1 protein-coding gene is annotated in these 1,929 nt (G+C 56.5%); it reads left to right on the top strand.

Going from position 1 to position 1,929, the window contains the following annotated elements:
* Positions 1-65 precede the first annotated feature (65 nt).
* Positions 66-1,929, top strand: a 1,864-nt coding sequence (locus tag ACZ7GZ_RS43185) for a hypothetical protein (protein ID WP_471033328.1), incomplete at its 3' end; no start/stop codon positions are given.

Genomic DNA, 1,929 nt, shown 5'->3' with positions numbered 1-1,929 from the left:
ACGTGCCTGCTCGTCACAAAAAGGTACGCAAGAACTCGATCACAGTCGCGAACCGATACGCTGCCGTGACCCTTTCCCTGGGCGTCGTGCTGGGAGTGGGCGGAGCTGCTGCGGCCCCGGCCCTGGCTTCTTCCTCTCACGGTTCTTCCGGGGGACATGGTGCTGCTCATGGTGATCACGGCAGCAGCATCCTTGGCCACATCACAGGGAAACCTACGTGGGCCCACGAATTGTATGTCAAGAACGATACAGGCAAGACCATATACGTTGTCCCATCAGATAGCGAAGAGGCTAAGACCGGCGCCTTCTGGGCAAAATTGGCGGAAACCTCTGGATCTCAACTAGCGCAGCTTGTTGGCCAGTCCAAGAATGCCAGTAAGGAAGAGAAGAAGTTCGGTAAGGCCGTCGAGAAGATTGGGACTTTCCGTGAGATCCTGGGACTTGCTGGGGAGCTTGATGCAAACTTGAACCATAATGGACTTGTCGCGATTAAGCCTGGCGCCAAGCTGCCGGTCTACCGCAAGGGCCATTTAGAGAATTTAGGTGACTACAAGGTGGGGGAGAAACCCGTACACCTTGACTTCATCACCAGGGACGAGGGAGGAATCCGGGTTGCCAAGGTCGACTCCACAGGAAACGGTACCTGGATTGCCGGGAAGGAAGGTATTGTCCACGATGGTGGGGGTCAAACGCCCGGGACATGGCAGGCCCCGAGTAAGGGAGGAGAGGGGGATTGGGCGGGCTCTCAGAAGGGATCGCAGAATACCTGGATCAGGAACACTACAGACCGTTGGCTCATTGTCAACACACAGCCGAGCAAAAACTCCGAGTGGGTCTCCTGGGCGGCCAATTTGACAAAATTTGTCGGCACGAAAGTTGCTGCAGGACTCGGCGGAAAGGCGGCCGCAGAGTTGGCCGAAAAGGCTTTCATCGTAAATGACTTGATTTCCGATGGCGTAGATGCCTATCTCAAGGAGCACGGAGTGACCTTAGTCGCTCCTCGGCAGGACAGGGTTGTCAACGTGATTACCCCTACCGATGAAGTAAAGGAGATGGGAAATAAGGTCCCATTTCTAAAGAATGTCCACGTGGACGTCATGACTGATGACGGCAAGGGGGGGCTCCGGCATTCCAGTTTAAACACCGAAGGGCACAGGACCTTCCAGGCTACCGACTACGGTCTTCATGACATCGGAGCTTCCCCCATGACGTGGGGTAGGTTTTATTCTAAAGGGCCCCTTGGTATCCTTACGAGTAGCAATGGCCTCCCGGACACACAGAACCAGCCGGCCGATTTAAATAACCCGTGGACTGATCCTGACTTCAAGGGCCCAGACTCCAACGGCTATTTCAACCATAGGCAGGAGGGTGTTAGAAACAACCTACTTGACGAAGGGGCCGTAACCATCCACAACGTCCTTGACAAGCGCGTCCGCCTCGTCACCGATGGAGCCAACGGCGGAAAGGTAATTGACGACATAGAGCCTCAAGGAGAAAAGAAATTCGACAAAGCCTCCACTATGGTGGCCGTAACTGAAGATGGTTATATGGTGCGGTTCGAGCCCAAGGGGAACATGCATTACGAGGTGCGTAAAGGAGGCGTTACCGGCGTCAGGTCGGTCAAGGAGCCCACCGGAAACTATTACGCGAACGATCAGTATCACGGCGGCCTGTTCCCCTTTGAGCACAAGACAAAGTCTCTCAAGGAGTGGGATGAATCCGGTGCTTGGCCTCTTGCGAAGCGCCCGGCGGAAAACAGTCCCCAGAAGGATGATCCGCTGGCCGGTGATGCCCGCGCAGAGAACAAGGCGTTCGAGAAGGCCAACCGCCCGGCCGGGGAGGCCAAGGCCGAGGGCGGCCGCGTCAAGCGTGGGGCGGTGGGGAACGGCGGGGGCAGCAGTTCGTCCAGTGATCTGGTGATGGAGCGGC

The organism is Streptomyces sp. NPDC037288 (genome assembly GCF_055603265.1).
This window is presented reverse-complemented; position numbering and strand designations above follow the sequence as displayed.